We start from the raw sequence: 15,058 nt of genomic DNA, 5'->3' as shown, positions 1-15,058 counted from the left end.
GCAGGTTGAATGCGTGCCCTCGTCGCCGCATGGCAGATCCCTGTCCCTGTCAGCAGAGGGGGGAGCCTGGTTCAGTCGTCGAGGGGCTGGTAGTCGAACCAGTCGAAGTGGACGGTGCCTACCGCGGCGTACATGCCGATGACCCGGCCGGTGAAGCCGCCGGCGACCTCGGTCGACAGGTAGCGGCCGTCGAGGGCCGCGAGCTCGGTGAACGTGCCGTCGGGCTGCTCGACGCCGAGTGAGACGACGTCGGGTCCTGTGCACGGCCCGTGGGGAGACGGCGGTTTTGTGATCGTGGCGGCGAGGACCACCGGCCCGGCGGGCACGGACTGTGCGGCTACGACCGTGCGCAGGGAGCCGACGCGTGCGACCACCCGCACCCGCGTGCCGGTCACCTCGATTTCGTAGTGGTGCCGCTCGTCGAGCCGGACGGCGAGGCCACCGGCTCCCTCCGCGGCATCGACCAGAGTGCGCCCCCGGCACGACATGTGCTGCTGGCGCCGGCCGGTGAACACCACGTCGGGTTCGTCCAGGGAGCCGCCCCGCGCCCGGAGCGTCAGCCATCCGGGGCGCTCCTTGGTGGTGCAGTGTTCAGCGGGCCGGTCGCGCAGGGAGATCCAGGACGGTCGCAGTTCGGCGAGCTCGAAGTCGTCCCGGTGCTCCTCGACAGGGCTGGGGGAGAGCGGCCAGGGGAGCTCGGGCAGGTCCAGGGCGACCTCGCCGACGACCGGCCAGTCGTCCACCCAGGTCACGGGGGCCAGGAAGGTCTCCCGGCCGAGCACGTGCCAGCCCGGCGTGCCGCCGCCCGGTCGGACGCCGAGCAGCACCATCCACCAGGAGCCGTCGGGGCCTTGGACCAGGTCGGCGTGCCCGGTGTTCTGGACGGGGTGGTCGGTGCCGCGATGGGTGAGGATCGGGTTGGCCGGGCACGGCTCGAACGGGCCGGCGGGCGTACGGCCGGCCGCGGGCGATCGAGACACCGTGGCCGCGCTCGGTGCCGCCCTCGGCGATGAGCAGATACCAGTAGTCGCCGATCCGGTACAGGTGCGGCGCCTCCGGGGCTTTGGCGCCAGGTGCGCCGGACCAGAGCCTGTGCGGTGTTCCGTACGTCTGCCCGGTGGACGGGTCGATACGGACCTGCGAGACGCCGGCGACCGTGCACCAGCAGGTGCCGTCCTCGTCCCAGACCAGGTCCGGATCGATGCCGGGGACACCCGGCGCCCAGATGGGGTCCGACCACGGTCCGGCGGGGTCGGTGGCCGTGACGATCAGGTTGCCGCCGCCCTCGCTGCAGTTGGTGACGATCAGCCAGAAGCGGCCGTCGTGGTGGCGCAGGGTGGGGGCGTAGATCCCGCCGGAGGACGACATGGAGACGGGCAGACGCAGTTGGGCCGGCCGGTCCAGGGCGTTGCCGATCTGCGTCCAGTGCACCAGGTCACGGCTGTGGAAGAGGGGCACCCCGGGGAAGTACTCGAAGCTGGAGCAGGCCAGATAGTAGTCGTCGCCGACGCGGCAGACGCTGGGGTCGGGGTGGAAGCCGGGGATCACCGGGTTGGCGAAGCGTCCGTCCGGCTGGCGCGGAGGGGGCACCCGACAGGTCCTCTCGTCGATTCATGATGCGGGCTGGGGGTTGACAACTGCTCGATGTGGAACGCGTATGAGGGTGATTTAGCTCGATCGTGTGATGGTCGGCTTTCGGGCTTGCGAGGTGTGGTGCGGGCCCGGGTAGCGCGATCTGGGACGCCGGGTGCGGTGCCGGCGTGCGGGGCCCCTGCTCCACCAGCGTGATGGTTCAGGGCCTCCCCGTCGCCTCTGGCTGCATCCACATGGCCAGGTCGTAAGGGACTCCGCCCTTCCGGGATCGGACCACGGACAGGATCCGTGTCGCCGCCCGGAGGCGAAAGCGGACGACCTGGGGGTGCCCCCTCTGGGGGAGCGCCCAAGACCGTTCGGGGCGTGCCAGTGCGTGGACTCACTCCCGCTCGCTGTCCAGGAACGGTGGTTCGGAGAGCGTCGGCGTCCGTGGGGGTGGGCAGGGTCAGGCTCAGCTCGGCCGTGTCGGGGCGTCGCCCTCCTTCCATACCGGCTCGTCGCACTGCTCGGGGTTGTAGTCGCCGCCGAAGGCCAGGCCACTCATGACTCATGGCGGCGGCCCTCCTGCGGCGCCTGTCGAAGCGCTTCACTTGCAGGCGCAAGGTAACGGACAAGTTTCGTGTGAAACAAGAGCCTCAACCACGAGACGCTTTCTTTTGCTGGTACCTTGACGGCCCGTCAAGGAGACAGACTGGCGTCGAAGCGCTTCGACACATGCTTCGGGGTCAGCTCCACACTCGGCTTCCGAGGAGTGTGCGCCGTGGGCTCGGCGTCCTTTCCGCCACTGACCGACTCTCCTTCTGCGACCCCGGATTGCAGGGGCGCGGAGCGTCACCGGCCTGCTCGAACGGCTCACGTGCGACAAGCGGTTCGCGTGCGACGAGCGGTTCGCGTGCGACGAGCGGTTCGCGATGCCGCACCAGTACGAGCCGGCCGTCGCCGCGCTCGGGGACACGCTGGGCTCCCGCTGCCGACGAGCCGCCGCACGTGGCCGCTTGGCGCGGGATGTCCACGAAACCTTCCTCCGCCGCTCGGCGGAACACGGGACTTGAGGGCCTCAGCGGGTCAGCGCACCTGCCTTGACATGGTCCACTTCTGGTTGGAGCCGCCGTTCTACGTCAGCGGGCTCGAAGCACATCAAGTGCCGCGAGGGCCGTGTGGAGTTCGGTGCGCTGTTCGCCGGACTCCAGGTCGCGGTCGAGGAGACGCTCGATGGTGCGCAGGCGTTGGTACATGGTTTCGCGGGAGAGGCCGCCCCGACGTGCGGCGGTGGTCTTGTTGCCGGCCGCTTCGAGGTAGTGCCGCAGGGTCGTCAGCAGATCGGTGCCGTGCTGGGTGTCGTAGTCGATGAGTCGTCCGAGCTGCTGTTCGGCGTACTCCTGGATCCGGGTGTCCTCGCGGAGGGCGTACAGCAGGCGGTGCAGGCCGATGTCGGACAGCTCGTGGAAGGACCGGTCCGGCGGGAGGGGCTGGCCGGGCGGGGTGGCCTCGGCGACGCGGGCCGCCTCGCGGAACGAGCGGGCGGTGTCGGAGAGGTCCGTGATCTCCGAACCGACGCTCACCACTGCTTGCGGAGCCAGGCTCAGTGCGGTGCTGCACAGTCGTTCGACGATGGGGCGCCAGGGTTGGGAGGGACGCAGAGCCAGCAGGATGCCGAGGCGGTCGGGGGCCAGCTCGCCGACGAGGGCCGGGATGCCTGCCGCGTGGAGCTCCTGGAACAGGCGGGTCTCCGGCTCGGTTCCCCCGCTGCCGGTGCGGAGGTGCACCAGGGTCGCGACGAACCGGCTTCGGTCGGTCGGCAGGCCCAGTGCGGCGCAGCGGGCGCGGGCGTCTTCGGCGGAGCGGTGGCGCTGGTCGACCAGATCGCGCAGGGCGTTTCGGTGTGCGGTGCGTTCCCAGGGGGTGGGATGGATGAGGCGGGCGACGGTCAGAGCCATCGCGGTCCTCTCCAGCACGGTGATGTCCTCCGGCCCGAAGGCAGGGCCGTCGGTGCGGGACGGGAGCATGACCACACGGCCCCAGCGCTCGCCCTGGTACTCGACGGGTGCGGTGAGCCAGCCCGTCGGGCCGCATGTCGCCGTGTGGTCGTCGGTTCCGGCGGCTCTGGAGCGCTGCTCCCAACCGGTGAGCGCCTCTTCCACCGTGCCTCCCGACGGTTCGCAGATCAGTGCCTGATGCACCAGGTTCTCCAGGACGACCGTGCGGCCGCACATCTCCGCCGCCGCACGCACCACGTCCTCCGGGCCGGCACCGCGCAGGGTCAGGGCGGTGAACGCCTCGTGGATGCGCTGGGTGCGGCGCATCGCGTCCGCCTGGTTGCCGAGCAGGAGGGCGTGCACGACCTGGGTGACCTCCATGAAGTTGACGTCCTTGGCGAGCGTGACGAGGGGAAGGCCACGCAGGCGGCAGGCGTCGACGAGTGCGTCCGGCGGGCGGTGATAGCGACGTACGAGTTCGATGACCAGCGCCGCGGCCCCGATGTCGGCGAGTTCGTCGACGTACCGGCGCACGCCGGCCACGTCTTCCGGGAGCGGCATCCCGGTGGTCAGGACGAGTTCGCCGCCCTTGAGGAAGGACGCGGGGTCGGTCAGTTCGGTGATGTGGACCCACCTGACCGGCCGGTCCAGGTGGGGCACACCGGTGACGACCTGGGGTTGTCCGGCGGCCAGGACGGGAAGGGCCAGGACGTCGGCGACGGTGAGTGCGCGGGTGGGCCCATGGCCGGCCGGGTGGTTGTCGTTCACGGTGTCTCCATGGGTCCCCTGCTCGAGCACGGCTCAGTGCCCGGGAGTGCCCGGCCACTGTGACAAGCGTCGCTGACCTGCGCAAGAGCAGTCCGTGAGAGATCGGCACCCGGCATGCCCCGATGAGGCTGACACAACGTCCGGAAGTCGCGGCCCGGCCGGACAGATCGCAGGTTGGCGCACCCCTGATCCACGGAGATGCTCGGGACAGCGCAGCAGACCGAACACCGAGGCCGGGAGACGAACATGACCGCACTGTCGCCGCACCTTCGCCAGGCCACGCCCGTGGTGGCGGCTCGGGGCGAGGGCGTCCACCTCTTCGACCAGGACGGCCGCCGCTATCTCGACTTCACCGCCGGCATCGGCGTCACCAGCACCGGGCACTGCCACCCCAAGGTCGTGGCGGCGGCGCAGGAGCAGGTCGGCACGCTGATCCACGGCCAGTACACGACGGTCATGCACCAGCCCCTGCGCCGCCTCGTCGACAAGCTCGGCGAGGTACTGCCGGCCGGTCTGGACAGCCTGTTCTTCACCAACTCCGGCAGCGAGGCCGTCGAGGCCGCGCTCCGGCTCGCCCGCCAGGCCACCGGTCGCCCCAACGTCATCGTCTGCCACGGCGGCTTCCACGGGCGTACGGTCGCCGCCGCCGCCATGACCACCTCCGGCACCCGCTTCCGCTCCGGCTTCTCCCCGCTGATGAGCGGCGTGGTGGTCACCCCCTTCCCCTCGGCCTACCGCTACGGCTGGGACGAGGAGACCGCCACCCGCTTCGCCCTGAAGGAGCTCGACTACACGCTCCAGACGATCTCCTCGCCCGCCGACACGGCCGCGATCATCGTAGAGCCGGTGCTCGGTGAGGGCGGGTACGTGCCTGCAAACCGGGCCTTCATGGAGGGGCTGCGGGAGCGGGCGGACCGCCACGGGTTCCTCCTCGTCCTGGACGAGGTGCAGACGGGTGTCGGCCGCACCGGACGCTTCTGGGGCCACGACCACTTCGGTGTCACGCCCGACATCCTGGTCACCGCCAAGGGGCTGGCCAGTGGCTTCCCGCTGTCCGGCATCGCCGCCTCCGAGGAGCTGATGACCAAGGCGTGGCCGGGCTCGCAGGGTGGCACGTACGGCGCCAACGCCGTGGCCTGTGCCGCGGCCTGCGCCACCCTCGACGTCGTGCGGGACGAGAAGCTCGTCGAGAACGCCGAGGCGATGGGCGCGCGGCTGCGCCAAGGGCTGGAGGCGGTGGCCGACCGGACGCCGGGCATCGGCGACGTGCGGGGCCTCGGGCTCATGCTGGCCACCGAGTTCGTCACCGAGGACGGCGGCCCCGACCCCGAGACCGCCGCGCGCGTGCAGCGCGCCGCCGTCGACGAGGGCCTGCTCCTGCTGCTGTGCGGCGCCTGGAATCAGGTCGTACGGATGATTCCGGCGCTCGTCATCGACGAGACGGCGGTGGACGAGGGCCTCCAGGCGTGGGCGACCGCGGTCGAGGTCGGCACGTCGGGGGTGTCGCAGCGATGACGGACTCCCTCTCGCGCCTGGTCGACGAGCTCGCCCGTACCGCTCCCGGCCTGCGGATCGAGACCGGTGCGGGAGGGACCGGCGCGTACGCCTACGACGCCTCCAACTACCGGGTCCCGCCACAGGCGGTGGCCTTCCCCCGCGGCGCCGACGACGTGGTCGCGGTGCTGCGGGCCTGCCACGGGGCCGACGTCCCGCTCACCGCCCGCGGCGGCGGCACCAGCATGGCGGGCAACGCCGTCGGACCCGGCGTTGTCCTGGACTTCTCCCGGTACATGAACCGGATCCTGGACATCGACCCGCAGGCCCGTACCGCGCGCGTCGAGGCGGGTGTGGTCCTCGACGCCCTTCAGAGCGCGACGAGCCGGCACGGGCTTGCTTTCGGCCCCGACCCCTCCTCGCACAGCCGCTGCACCCTCGGCGGCATGATCGGCAACGACGCGTGCGGGAACCGGTCGGTGCGGCATGGGCGTACCAGCGGTCACATCGAGGACCTGGAGATCGTGACGGCCGACGGCGTGCGGGCCGTTGCCGACCGCACCGGACTGCGGGCCGCCGACCCGGACGACACGGACGCGGTCCGCCGTGTCGCCCGCCTCGAAGCGGACCTGCGGCACCTGATCGAGGGCAACCTGGCGCCGATCCGTACCGAGCTGGGCCGTGTTCCGCGCCAGGTCTCCGGCTACCAGTTGCACCACCTGCTGCCCGAGCACGGCTTCGACATGGCCCGCGCCCTGGTGGGCACCGAGGGCTCCTGTGCGGTCGTCACCGCCGCGACGGTCCGCCTGGTGGCGACCGCACAGGCTTCCACCCTCCTCACCCTCGGCTATGACGACGTGGTCGACGCCGCCGAGGACGTCCCCGAGATCCTGCGCCGGCACCCCACCGCGGTGGAGGGCATGGACGAGGCGATCGTCGCCACCATGCGTGCCAGGCGTGGTCCCGACTCCGTCACCGGGCTGCCCGAGGGGCGGGCTTGGCTGTACGTCGAGCTCGACGGCGACGACCAGGCGGTCGTCGACACCCGCGCCGCCGAACTGCTGGACGTACTCAAGGCCCGCGGCCGGCTGACCGGCGGGCGGGTCGTGCACAGCCCGGCCGAGCGGCGTTCGCTGTGGCGGGTGCGGGAGGACGGGGCGGGGCTCGCCGCGCGGCTCGTCGACGGCGGGGAGTCCTGGCCCGGCTGGGAGGACGCGGCGGTCGCGCCCGAGAACCTGGCCGCCTACCTGCGCGGCTTCCGCAAGCTGCTGACCGCGCACGGCCTGACCGGCGTGCTGTACGGGCACTTCGGCGCGGGCTGCGTCCACGTGCGCATCGACTTCGACCTCGCCACGGACACGGGGCGGGCCGCCACCCGCCGGTTCCTGTCGGAAGCCGCCGCCCTGGTCGTGGAGCACGGCGGAAGCCTGTCGGGCGAACACGGCGACGGGCGGGCCCGGGGCGAGCTGCTGGAGGTCATGTACAGCCACCGGATGATCCGGACGTTCGCCGCCTTCAAGGAGATATTCGACCCCGAGGGGCTGCTCAACCCCGGGATCATCGTGGCCCCGGCCCGCCTCGACGCCGACCTCGCGCTGCACACGCCCTCCGAGGTGCTGCCCGTCGACACGTTGTTCTCCTTCCCGCACGACGAGGACGGCTTCGCGGGCGCCGTGCGCCGCTGCGTCGGGGTTGGCCGCTGCCGCAGTGACACGGGCGGCGTGATGTGTCCCAGCTACCGGGCCACGGGGGAGGAGAACGACTCCACCCGGGGCCGGGCCCGCCTGCTCCAGGAGATGGTGCGGGGCGGAACCGTCCAGGACGGCTGGCGCTCCACGGAGGTTCGTGACGCCCTCGACCTGTGCCTGTCCTGCAAGGCCTGTTCCAGCGACTGTCCGGTCGGCGTCGACATGGCCACGTACAAGGCGGAGTTCCTGCACCAGCACTACAAGGGCAGAGTCAGACCCCGCTCCCACTACTCCCTGGGCTGGCTGCCGCTGACCTCCGCCCTCGCGGGTTTCGCGGCCCGCCCGGTCAACGCGCTGCTGCGCGGGCCGGTCGGCAGGCTGCTCGCCCGCCTCGGGGGCGTGACCACGAAGCGAAGGATCCCGGCGTTCGCCTCCCGGCGCAGCCTGCGCCAGGTGCTTCGTGCGTCGAAGCCGGAAGAACCGGCGAACGCCCTGCTCTTCGTCGACAGCTTCACCCGTGCCTTCCGCCCGCACGTGGCGGGTGCCGCCAGTCGCGTCCTCGCCGACGCGGGTATCTGCAGCACGGCCGAGGACGGCCTGTGCTGCGGCCTGACCTGGGTCAGCACCGGCCAGCTGTCGGTGGCCCGCCGCATCATGACCCGCACGGTCGCCCGCCTGGACAACGGCGACGACCGGCCCATCGTGGTGGCCGAGCCCAGCTGCGCCGCCGCCCTCAAGCGTGACGTGCCCGAACTCCTCGGCACCGACGCCGCCCGGCGCGTCGCGGACCGCGTCCACACCTTCGCCGGAGCCCTCACCGACCTCGCGGAACCGGGCTGGACCCCGCCGCCGCTGCCCGAGAACGTCGTCCTGCAGACCCACTGCCACGAGTACGCCACCTTCAAGGGCCGTCATCCCCGAGACCTGCTCGGCCGCCTCGGCGTACGCAAGGTCGACGAGGCCGAGGGCTGCTGCGGACTCGCCGGCAACTTCGGCTTCGAGGAACAGCACTACGACACCTCCATGGCCGTCGCCGACCTGGCCCTGAAACCCCGCCTCGACGGCATCTACGCCATCGACGGGGCCACCCCGACCGTCGTCGTGGCCGACGGCTTCAGCTGCGCCACTCAGATCGACCACCTCGCCGGAGACCGGGGCGTCCGCGCCGTGCACCTCGCGGAACTGCTCGACCCCGCCGCCGATCGACCCGATCAACCAGGAGAGACCTCATGACCGACACACCCACGCAGTTGTTCATCGGCGGTGCCTGGGTGGACGCCGCGGACGGCGCCACCCTGCCCGTCGACGACCCCGCGACCGGCGAGGTCCTCTGCCACGTCGCCGACGCCGGCCCCAAGGACGCCAAGCTCGCCGAGGAAGCGGCCGTGCAGGCACAGCAGGAGTGGGCCCGTACGGCACCCCGCGCGCGCAGCGAGATCCTGCGCCGCGCCTACGAGATCATCATCCAGCGCACCGACGAGCTCGCCCACCTGATGACGGCCGAGATGGGCAAGCCGCTCGCCGAGGCCAGGGGAGAGGTGGCGTACGCGGCCGAGTTCTTCCGCTGGTTCTCCGAGGAGGCCGTCCGCATCGACGGCGGCCTCGCCACCCTGCCCGACGGCCGCAACCGCATGCTGCTCTCCCGCCGCCCGGTCGGCCCCTGCTTGCTGATCACCCCGTGGAACTTCCCGCTGGCCATGGGCACGCGGAAGATCGGCCCGGCGATCGCGGCCGGCTGCACGATGGTGCTCAAGCCGGCCCCGCAAACCCCGCTGTCCAGCCTGGCTCTCGCCGCGATCCTCAAGGAGGCCGGGCTGCCGGACGGCGTGCTGAACGTCGTCACCACTTCCCGTGCGGGGGAGGTGTGCGAACCGCTCCTGCGCGGCGGGCGGATTCGCAAGCTGTCCTTCACCGGTTCCACGGCCGTCGGGCAGTTGCTGCTGGCCCAGAGCGCGGAGGCCGTGGTCCGGACGTCGATGGAGCTGGGCGGCAACGCGCCGTTCATCGTCTTCGAGGACGCCGACCTGGACAAGGCGGTGGACGGGGCGATGGTCGCCAAGATGCGCAACATGGGCGAGGCGTGCACGGCGGCCAACCGCTTCTTCGTGCACCGGTCGGTGGCGGAGGAGTTCGGGCGGCGTCTGGCCGAGCGGATGGGCGCGCTCGTCGTGGGCCCCGGCACCCGGGACGGCGTCGATGTCGGCCCGCTGATCGACAGGACGGGGCGTGCCAAGGTCGAGGAACTGGTCGCCGACGCGGTGGAGCATGGTGCGCGCGTCCTCGTCGGCGGCCGTACGCTGGAGGGTCCGGGCTGTTTCTACCCGCCGACCGTGCTCGCCGACGTCGACCCCGGCAGCCGTCTGATGGACACGGAGATCTTCGGCCCGGTGGCCGCGATCCTCACCTTCGACGACGAGGACGAGGTGATCCGCCGGGCCAACAACACCCCCTGGGGCCTGGTCGGTTACGTCTTCACCGAGGGCCTCGACCGTGCCTTGCGGGTGAGCGAGCGGCTGGAGGTGGGCATGGTGGGGCTGAACACGGGTCTCGTCTCCAACCCGGCCGCACCCTTCGGCGGGGTCAAGCAGTCCGGGCTGGGCCGCGAGGGCGGCCGGGTGGGGATCGACGAGTTCCTGGAGTACCAGTACCTCGCGGTGCCCGTGAGCTGACCGCGGTCTCTCTGTTCGACCCTGCCTCGGTGCAGCCTCAACGCAGGTGACGTGTGGTGATCTCCGCCGCGGTGTCGGTCACCAGTTGGCCCAGCTCGGCGAGCCGGCCGGGCTCGAAGCGGGAGTCGGGCAGGGAGACGGCCACGGCTGCCAGCGGTACGCCCTCACCGTCCAGCACGGGTGCCGCGATGGCGCAGACACCCTGAAGGTACTGGTTGTGGTTGACGGCGTAGCCACGTTCTCTCACGCGGCGGAGTTCCCCTCGCAGTTGTCCTGTGCCTGGGTCCCGGTCCAGTACCTCGTGGTCCAGACGGTGGGTGGTGCTGGGGGCGAGAGCCGCATCTTCCGAGCCGTCCACCTCGGCGAACCCGGGTACATTCCGCTGCTGCGGCTCGCGGACGTGCTGGGGGAGCAGCTCCCCGCCACCCGGGCCGGACACATCGGCCGCGCCCTGAGCGCCGCCGCGATCCTGCTGGCCCTGCGTCGGGCTCTGCTCGGCCGGTCCGGCGGGACGGGGCCCTGCCCGCCCTGCACACACCGTCCCTGTCACGAGGGCGCTTCACCCGCCGGGCCGCCACGGTCTGTGCCCTCGCACTGCTCACGCTGGTAACCGCCGGACTGCTCCGCGATCCCCTTCACGTGGACTCGGCGGCCCGACTGTTGGCGCCCTCGGCCGCTCACCCGTTGGGTACGGACGCGCTCGGCCGCGATCTGCTGGCCCGGTTGGGTCACGGGGCGCTGCGCACGACGGGCGTAGCCCTCGCAGGGACCGTGGTGTGCACGCTCAACGGGCTGTTGCTCGGCATGGCGGCGCGGTTCGGCGCGGGCCTCACGGAAGTGGCGTCGACGATGCCGCGGTCCTGCTCTCCGTTCTCGCCGTATCCGTACTGCCTCAGGTCGGAGGGCGTACGGCGACGCGTGACGGTCCCGGCTTTCAGCTGAATATTCGTAATTGGCGCGTGGCGCACGTTGACACTCAGCGGGGCGCGAAGCCCCTAAGGAAGCGCGTGGCCGGTTCCCTCGCGCCCGGCCCCGCGTACGTCACGCGGGCTCGCGCCGAGCTCACGGCGGCAGGCCTTGTTGAAGGCCTGGAGGTCGGCGATGCCCACTGCCGCGGCGATGGCGGTGACGGACAGGGTGGACGACAGCAGGAGGTGGCGGGCGCGTTGAACGCGTCGCTGCCGGATGTACGACACGACCGTGCGGCCGGTCTCGGCACGGAACACACGCGTCAGGTGCGTGTGGGAGATTCCGACGGCGCGAGCGACGTCCGGTACGGACAGCGGGCCCGTCAGGTGTACCTCGACGTAGGCCTGCGCGGCGGCCACGAGGGGATGGGGGCGCCCGGCCCCGTTGCTCCTCGGCAACTCGGCGACGCGCCACAGTGCGGCCCAGATCTCGGCGGTGGCGCGCGGGGCAGAAGTCGGCATGGCCGTGACGGCGTGCCGAAGCAGATCGGCGAGGCGTGTGCTCTCGGCCGCGGCGTCCTGCATCACCGGGACCACCCGTGCGGTTCCGCCGTCGTGCAGCCGTAGATGGACGTAGAAATGCTCCGACCTGCCCCGGTAGTGGAAGCGCACCTCCGTGTCCGGTGGCACGAGGCTGACATGGCCGGGTCGGATGGGGTGGACCGACCGCCCGAGGGACAGAGCGCCCTCGTAGTTGTAGAGGTGCAGCTGCCACAGGTCGGGCAGCCGGAAGACGTCGTGGTCGGTGGAGACGCCGTGTACCCCGATGCCGGCGTCGACCACGGTGGGCGGCTCGTCGAGCCGTAGTGTCACGAGTTTCACGATGATGGAAAATTACCAGCACTGGACGATTTCAGCCCATGACTGAGTCAGGCAGGGCACGTACGTTCGTCGCATGCCAACCAGCAAGCAACTCCTGACATCGGTTCAGGCAGCGCGCTTCGTCGCGCAGGGATTTCTGCGCCTGGACGGAGTGGTGCCGCAGGAGATCAATGAACGGGCCATCGCGACCATGACCGAGGGACTGCCGGACGTGCCCTACGGCACTTTGCTGAGCAAGGCGTTCGCGCAGGACACCTTCGTCCACGAGCTGCTCGCCCTGCCGGTCGTCGCGGGCGCTGTCGAGAGCCTGGTCGGCTCCGAGCCGACCGTCGACCACCATGCGGTACATGTGCGCGAGCCGCACGAGGGGCAGGCGCAGCCCCTCCACGGAGACGCGATCATCGACGTACGGCCGGACGCGTTCGACATCCAGCTCATGTACTACCCGCACGAGGTGACCGCCGAGATGGGCGGCACGCTCAGTGTGCCCGGAAGCCATCTACGCAGGATCAACGAGACGGACGTCGGCCGCGTCCAGAACCTCAGGGGACAGACGCGTCTGACCTGCCCGGCGGGCACGGTCGTGCTTCTGCACCACGGTATCTGGCACGGCGGTCGCCGCAACGACACCGCGCGCCGTCGCTATATGTACAAACTCCGCCTCAACCCGACCGTGCCGCAGGTGCGGCTCTGGGACACCACCGACCTGCACGACCCGGCGGTGACCGCAGAACTCGACACCTACTTCCCCTGGTGCGAGCAGGCCACCGCCCGACTGGAGATCTACAACCGGGTCCTGCTCTGGCGGGCCCTGACCGGCGACGAGTCGTTCGACGTCGACTACTGGGTCACGCGCGTCAGCAACCGGCCGGCCCTGAGGAGTCACGCATGAGACAGCAGGTTCTGGTCCTCTACCTCTCGACGTCGGCACTCGACTCCGACGTCGTGGGCTGGTCCCGGTACGACGGGACCAGCCGATCCCGTCCGACGACCGGTGACAGCGACGAGCCGCCCTACCCCACCGGACTCGCCGCACTGCACGACGGGTGGCGCCTGTTCCAGGCGTCCCAATTGCTGCCGCCGCAGTCCGGCCACGAGTACGACGTCTCCTTCCTCAAGCACGAGTTCTTCTTCGAGAAGCTGGAGGAAGACTCTCGCCCGTCAAGTACCCGTCGCTAAAGCCAAGGCCGCGTGGTTAGGGCCCGTAAAGAATCAACACGTTGGTTTGGTCTCTGTCGTGAGGGTCGCGCCGTGTGCGGCGGCGTGGACGAGGAGTCCTGCCAGGGTGTTGAGGTGTGCTGCTGGGGGCCGGGGTGTGTGTGCGTGCTGGTCCATCAGTCGCCGGATCTCGCTGGTGGTGTGGCGGATGGTGTCCTTGCTGACGGCGAAGAGGTGGGCCAGCACGGTAGGCGGCAGGGCGAGGTTTTGTTGCAGCACGGTGACCAGGACCCGGTCGGCCAGGTCGAGTTTGGCTTTGCGGCCGCCGCCCGGGGCCCTGCGTCGCTCGCCGCCGTCGCGTCGGGCGGCGGGGTCCTGTTTCTGCAGCGTCTGCCAGTCGGCGGTCAGGGTCTCGGTCAGCTCGGTCAGTGCGGTGCAGGTCATACCGGTCAGCGCGGGATGTGACAGAGCACCGCGGTGGAAGACCGCCGTCGGTCCGGGTGTTGGTCCGGTGGGGCCTGCCGGGCTGGCGGGGTGGGGGTGCACGGTGTAGTTCCATTCGCCGTGGAAGGCATGTCCGGTGACCGGCACTGCGTTCAGCTCGGCATCGCTGACCTTCACACCGGTGGGATAGGCGCCGGTGTCGAGTTCGGCGTGGACGGTGAGACCGGTGCGGGTGGTGGTCGCGGCGATGGACTGCACGACGACCTCGTGGCTGTTCAGCGGTCTGCCGCGCCAGTTCATGGTGATCGCGGAGAACAGCCGATGTTCCACCTTGTTCCACTTTGATGTGCCCGGCGGCATGTGGCAGACCGTGACGGCCAGGCCGGTCCGGGCGGCGAACGCAGCCAGCTCGGTCTTGAAGGCACGGGTGCGGTAGCCGTTGGAGCCGCCGGCATCGGCGGTGATCAGCAGACGTCTGGCTTGCGGATAGTCGAGACGTCCTTGCCCGTTCCACCAACGGCTGATCGATTCGACCGCGAAGGCTGCGGTGTCGTGATCCGTACCGACGTTCACCCAGCCGGTGTCCGCCGCCAGGTCATAGATGCCGTAGGGCAGGGCCTTGCCCAGTGCATCACCGGGGAAGTCATGGACGTCAACCTGCACGGGTTCACCGGCCGGCCGCCATTGACGTCCCGCATTCTTGAACTCCCCGACGACTTCCTTCTTTTTCGTGTCCACACTGACCACCGGCTCGCCGTCCGCCTGGTGGTCCTTGACCTGGTCATTGATGTACCGGAACTGCGCGTCCCGGTCGGGGTGTTGAGCGCCCTCAAGGGTCTTGGCATTGGCCTGCAGACTGAAACCGTTCTCCCGCAGCAGCCTGCCCACGGTCGGCGCCGAGGCGGCATGGCCCTGCCGCGTCAGCTCCCCGGCCAGAGACCGCAGCGACCTGGTCGTCCACCGCAGCGGCGACATCGGATCGCCCCGCTCATCCGGCTCGACCAGCGCCAGCAGCGCCGGAACGAGCAGCGGGTCAAGCTCCTCGGCGCTCTTGCGACCGCCGCCGTCCCTGCGGACACGGCCATCGGGCAGTGGGTCCTCACCGCCCTCCAGCTCGAAGACCCCCTTCCGCACCGTCGTCTCGCTCACCCCTGCGGCACGCGCGACGGCCCGGACCCCGCCGTGCCCCAGCAGCCGGGCCTCGGCGGCCAGCGCCAGCCGCTGCTGCCGCTCATTCAGATGAGGTAACAACACCCCGAGTCTCAGGGCAAGTTGGTCACGAACCTCGTTCGGTATGGACATACCACACCAACGACAGGCAGACCGTGAAGCAACGTGTTGATTCTTTACGGGCCCTTAGTACTCCAGCAGTACTTTGATGTTTGACCTGGGGAAACGTCGAGCGGTGGGAGTGTAGAGGCCGATCGGCGGTCACGGGCGGGTTCCGTGCACTCGTCCCTCGAACGAGTGCCCCCGCC

At 70.6% G+C, this 15,058-nt stretch carries 10 protein-coding genes and 1 pseudogene; 6 read left to right on the top strand and 5 right to left on the bottom strand.

Annotation, left to right across the window (positions count from 1 at the left end; all coding sequences use genetic code 11):
• Positions 1-71: 71 nt before the first annotated feature.
• Both ACFYO2_RS40210 and ACFYO2_RS40205 read right to left on the bottom strand, forming a co-directional pair.
• Positions 72-1,590, bottom strand: a pseudogene (locus ACFYO2_RS40210) (glycoside hydrolase family 43 protein).
• 1,121 nt (positions 1,591-2,711) lie between these two features.
• Positions 2,712-4,337: a PucR family transcriptional regulator gene (locus ACFYO2_RS40205; RefSeq protein ID WP_388359812.1), complete on the bottom strand. Its 1,626-nt coding sequence runs from the start codon at positions 4,335-4,337 to the stop codon at positions 2,712-2,714.
• 246 nt (positions 4,338-4,583) lie between these two features.
• Between ACFYO2_RS40205 and ACFYO2_RS40200 the strand changes: the two genes are divergently transcribed.
• Genes ACFYO2_RS40200 through ACFYO2_RS40190 form a run of 3 tightly spaced genes read left to right on the top strand, consistent with a single transcriptional unit; the run spans position 4,584 to position 10,188 of the window.
• The gene (locus ACFYO2_RS40200) at positions 4,584-5,852 is read left to right on the top strand and encodes an aspartate aminotransferase family protein (protein ID WP_388359810.1); all 1,269 of its coding nucleotides are present in this window, start codon (positions 4,584-4,586) and stop codon (positions 5,850-5,852) included.
• A complete protein-coding gene (locus ACFYO2_RS40195) occupies positions 5,849-8,752 on the top strand; it encodes an FAD-binding and (Fe-S)-binding domain-containing protein (RefSeq protein ID WP_388359807.1) in 2,904 nt (967 codons plus the stop codon). Before ACFYO2_RS40200 ends, ACFYO2_RS40195 begins: the two co-directional genes overlap by 4 nt.
• Positions 8,749-10,188, top strand: a complete 1,440-nt coding sequence (locus tag ACFYO2_RS40190) for an NAD-dependent succinate-semialdehyde dehydrogenase (protein WP_388359804.1) — start codon at positions 8,749-8,751, stop codon at positions 10,186-10,188. The genes ACFYO2_RS40195 and ACFYO2_RS40190 overlap by 4 nt, the downstream gene beginning before the upstream one ends.
• A 37-nt stretch (positions 10,189-10,225) precedes the next feature.
• Here ACFYO2_RS40190 and ACFYO2_RS40185 read toward each other — a convergent pair whose 3' ends face one another.
• Positions 10,226-10,435: an IclR family transcriptional regulator C-terminal domain-containing protein gene (locus tag ACFYO2_RS40185; protein WP_388359801.1), complete on the bottom strand. Its 210-nt coding sequence runs from the start codon at positions 10,433-10,435 to the stop codon at positions 10,226-10,228.
• A gap of 392 nt (positions 10,436-10,827) precedes the next feature.
• Between ACFYO2_RS40185 and ACFYO2_RS40180 the strand changes: the two genes are divergently transcribed.
• Complete coding sequence (locus ACFYO2_RS40180) at positions 10,828-11,130, top strand: hypothetical protein (RefSeq protein WP_388359798.1); 303 nt, start codon at positions 10,828-10,830, stop codon at positions 11,128-11,130.
• A 53-nt stretch (positions 11,131-11,183) separates the two neighbouring features.
• Here the strand turns inward: ACFYO2_RS40180 and ACFYO2_RS40175 are convergent, their stop codons facing one another.
• Entirely contained in the window at positions 11,184-11,969 is a 786-nt protein-coding gene (locus ACFYO2_RS40175) for a helix-turn-helix domain-containing protein (RefSeq protein WP_388359796.1), read from the bottom strand.
• Positions 11,970-12,051: 82 nt separating this feature from the next.
• Here ACFYO2_RS40175 and ACFYO2_RS40170 point away from each other — a divergent pair, with 82 nt between their 5' ends.
• Positions 12,052-12,870 carry a phytanoyl-CoA dioxygenase family protein gene (locus ACFYO2_RS40170; protein ID WP_388359793.1) on the top strand — a complete coding sequence of 273 codons (819 nt, stop codon included), beginning with the start codon at positions 12,052-12,054 and terminating at the stop codon, positions 12,868-12,870.
• Positions 12,867-13,157 carry a hypothetical protein gene (locus tag ACFYO2_RS40165; RefSeq protein ID WP_388359791.1) on the top strand — a complete coding sequence of 97 codons (291 nt, stop codon included), beginning with the start codon at positions 12,867-12,869 and terminating at the stop codon, positions 13,155-13,157. The genes ACFYO2_RS40170 and ACFYO2_RS40165 overlap by 4 nt, the downstream gene beginning before the upstream one ends.
• A 33-nt stretch (positions 13,158-13,190) precedes the next feature.
• On the opposite strand, the gene ACFYO2_RS40160 is transcribed toward ACFYO2_RS40165, so the two are convergent.
• The gene (locus tag ACFYO2_RS40160; protein WP_388359788.1) at positions 13,191-14,882 is read right to left on the bottom strand and encodes an ISAzo13 family transposase; all 1,692 of its coding nucleotides are present in this window, start codon (positions 14,880-14,882) and stop codon (positions 13,191-13,193) included.
• Between the last annotated feature and the right edge of the window lie 176 nt (positions 14,883-15,058).

Origin of the sequence: Streptomyces sp. NPDC006602, from assembly GCF_042870385.1 — a bacterium.
Classification (GTDB): Bacteria; Actinomycetota; Actinomycetes; order Streptomycetales; family Streptomycetaceae; genus Streptomyces.
The sequence above is the reverse complement of the archived record's forward strand: the minus strand, read 5'-3'. Positions and strand labels throughout refer to the sequence as shown.

Bases quoted from the DNA above. Each gene is read 5' to 3' on its own strand.
- ACFYO2_RS40165 (WP_388359791.1), top strand. From the start codon at position 12,867: ATGAGACAGCAGGTTCTGGTCCTCTACCTCTCGACGTCGGCACTCGAC.
- ACFYO2_RS40195 (WP_388359807.1), top strand. From the start codon at position 5,849: ATGACGGACTCCCTCTCGCGCCTGGTCGACGAGCTCGCCCGTACCGCT.
- ACFYO2_RS40170 (WP_388359793.1), top strand. From the start codon at position 12,052: ATGCCAACCAGCAAGCAACTCCTGACATCGGTTCAGGCAGCGCGCTTC.
- ACFYO2_RS40190 (WP_388359804.1), top strand. From the start codon at position 8,749: ATGACCGACACACCCACGCAGTTGTTCATCGGCGGTGCCTGGGTGGAC.
- ACFYO2_RS40200 (WP_388359810.1), top strand. From the start codon at position 4,584: ATGACCGCACTGTCGCCGCACCTTCGCCAGGCCACGCCCGTGGTGGCG.
- ACFYO2_RS40160 (WP_388359788.1), bottom strand. From the start codon at position 14,882: ATGTCCATACCGAACGAGGTTCGTGACCAACTTGCCCTGAGACTCGGG.